This is a genomic window from Campylobacter sp. 1569, assembly GCF_024723675.1.
GTDB lineage: Bacteria > Campylobacterota > Campylobacteria > Campylobacterales > Campylobacteraceae > Campylobacter_D > Campylobacter_D jejuni_C.
This window is the reverse complement of sequence record NZ_JANQDB010000027.1, coordinates 1-3,248: the sequence shown is the minus strand read 5'-3', so window position 1 is coordinate 3,248 and position 3,248 is coordinate 1. Positions and strand designations below refer to the sequence as shown.

The 3,248-nt window shown below is 27.8% G+C and carries 2 protein-coding genes; both read left to right on the top strand.

The window, feature by feature from the left end; translation table 11 throughout:
* Positions 1-445 precede the first annotated feature (445 nt).
* A complete protein-coding gene (locus CAMP5060_RS07925) occupies positions 446-2,770 on the top strand; it encodes a hypothetical protein (protein WP_337218189.1) in 2,325 nt (774 codons plus the stop codon).
* A 25-nt stretch (positions 2,771-2,795) separates the two neighbouring features.
* A partial coding sequence (locus CAMP5060_RS07920) for a two-partner secretion domain-containing protein (protein WP_337218188.1) occupies positions 2,796-3,248 on the top strand: 453 nt, incomplete at its 3' end.

The window sequence follows — 3,248 nt, the reverse complement described above, 5'->3', positions numbered from 1 at the left end:
TATTTATCTTTAAGCAAAAATTTATAAATAAAATATTAACATTCTGCGTTTGTTAATGAAATATTAGTATTAGTAATTACTATTAGTTTCATTACACCACACGAGCAATAAATCAATAGCATACAATAAAAATATTTTTTGAAAGGACTTTTTCAATGAATAAAAATTTATCTAAAAAGTACCTCACGGGGGGGGGGGATACGATAATTTTCGTTTTAGCTTAAATGCTTTAAACTCTTTAAAACACTATAAAAACTCCAATCTTTTAAAACTTTCTTTATTTACTATTTTTTCACTAAGTTCTTTAGAAGCTACCACCCAGGCAAATTATGATAAAACTTCTAATGCTTATGTAATTAAAAAACACCATTATGAAAATAATGATGTATATGATTATAATCTTGATACTTATAAACTCTTAAGTGGTAAAAACTTTTATGGTCAAATGGCTAGCAATAAAAATCTTTCAAATATCACTTTAATCTATGATAATCCTAAAGATAAAGCTCATGCAAAAATGAATGATTTATACTTTAAGCAAGACATACTTACTCCAAGTATTAAAGAAGATATTTTTGTAGTTAATGGCTTTCATAGTTCTAACTCAGCTAATACTACCCTAAATCAAATCAGTTATATACCTTTTTTAGTTTCTGCTTATACTTTTAATGCTAAAGCTAATAATAATACCTTAGTATTAAAAGCAGGGGAATTATCTTCAGTATATTATTTAAAACCTACCGATAAAGAAGTAATTAATCCTAAAGCTAGTGGCTTAGATAATAAATATAATTTTTTAATCACTCCAGCCATAGCTAGAAAAGGTGAAGTAAGTAATAATACTTTAAATTTCTTAAAAGATGCCTATGTAAATATGGGTGTTGAAAACACCTATACCTTACCTTTAAATGGTGCTCCTTATATCTTAGGTGCTTTTGGCGTGGATGCTAATGCTAATAATAATACAGTTATATTAAATAAAGGCGTAAAGATAGACTTTCATACTACCCCTTATAGACAAAGTGCATTAGGAGGTAATATCTTTGATGAGAGAATGACTCATGTAACAGGAGCCATTACCTATAATGCTAATGCTAAAAATAATAAAGTTATTATAGATGGAGCTTCTTTATTAGTCCATGGTCCAAGTGGAGCATATTCAACATCAGCTGCTACTCACTTAGGAGGGGCTTTTGTGGATGTTAATAATAATCAAAGCTATGAAGTAAGTAATAATAGTGTATTAATCAATGATTTAAAACTAGATTTAAGAGTAGATACTAAAAATACTCCATTAGCCTATAATGCTGTATTAGTAGGAGAAATCTATGGGGGTAAAATCATACAAGGTAATGCTTATAAAAACACCATAGATATAAAAGATTTACAAACCTTATTAGCATTAAATACCAATATAGAAGTAAAAGCTCTTTTAGACTTTTATGCAGGTATAACTAATAATGGTATAGCTAATGATAATAGTATTAGCATTAATCTTAAAAAGCCATTTGAAATTAATTCTAATTTTACAGGTAAAAATGAGTTTAATCTTTATGGTGGGGTAGCTACTAAAGGAGCTAATAATAATAGCATTCATATTAATGGGGATTTAACCCAAGGTATTACTGTTGAAAACCATCAAGATAAAATTCAAATCACAGCAGCACAAACTCTAAGTTCTAAAGCAAATAATAATAGCATTGTTATTAAAAACTCAAACATAGCTATGCCTTTATATTTATATGGGGTAAGTAAAGCAAGTATAGATAATAAAGATTATTATGCAAGTAGTGCTAATGCTAATAGTATAGTTTTAGATAATGTAAAATCGGGTAGAAATCTCACTACTATTATAGAAGCTGATAATTTAGAAAAAAACACTATAAAATATAATATGGTGCAATCTTTATCGAATGCTTCTAATATAGATAAAGGTTCTAAAATCATTTTAAGAGCGAATGAAAATGCTAATGATAATACTTTAAATATTAAAGATTATTCAAGTGCAGCTAGTTCTAATGTTTATGTTATTAATGCTAAAAATGAAAGTGCTAATAATACTTTTATCTTTGATAATTTAGCCCTAGGTACAGCTTCTGATAAAAGAGAAGGAGAAGTAGTAATTAGTGCAGGTATAGCTAAGAATACTCATGATAATTATACTCATATAAATAATTTAAATATAGATGAGTATAAAAACAACAAAGCTATATTTATAAGTGCTTCTGGTGTATATAGTGAGAATGATAAAAGCTATAATAATACCTTATATCTAAGTGGCAATACTAATATTTTTAATAATACTCATATAGATGTATTAGCAGGTAGCTTTTTACAAACTAAAGAAGATAATAACTTTGTATCAAAAGCTCTAATGCATAAAAGTGGCACTAATAATCATTTAGTATTAAATACAAATATAAAAGCAAATACTATCAATAACTTTGATCATTATAGCTTTATCTTAAAAGATGATACTAAAGCTTATTTAAGTGCTAAAGAAGCTATTCATCTTTCTAAAGATAGTTCTATTAATGTATATACAAACAATAATGTAAAAAATAAAAGCATTATTTTAATGCAAAGTGAAAAAGGCTTTGTAGATGCAAACAATAAACAACTAAATCAAAAAGACTTACAAAGCTTATTAGAAACTATCACTAAAAATAATCAAAGCTTACATAAAAACATCAAAGCAAAAGTTCAAAAAGCTAAATACACTTTAAGTGCAAGTAAAGATGCAAAAAGCATAGTAGTGAATTTAAACTAAAGTAATATACCAAAAAGGATTAATTATGAAAAAGTTAGCAAATCACATCATACTCTCAGGCATAACTGTATCAATGTTATTTTCACCTATGGTGGCAGCAGATAAACCACTTAATCCAAATCACTTACCTAGTGGAGGTAAATTTACTCATGGGACTAGTGGAAGTATATCTGGCCCATACTTTGATAAAAATACTGGTAGAAATACTATAGATGTTACAGGTAAAACACAAGGTGGAAACCATGTCATACAATGGGGTGGTGGCTTTAATATAGGTAAAGATGCACAAGTTAATTTTGGAAAAGGACAAAGTGGTCAAAACTACCTAAACATTGCTCATGGAACAGATAAATCTACCATAGAAGGTGTATTAAATGCAAGTGGTAATAATGTCTTTTTAATTAATCCTAATGGGGTAATTATTACTAAAACAGGAACTATCAATGCTAATCGCTTTGTGGCTTCGACTTCGTCGATG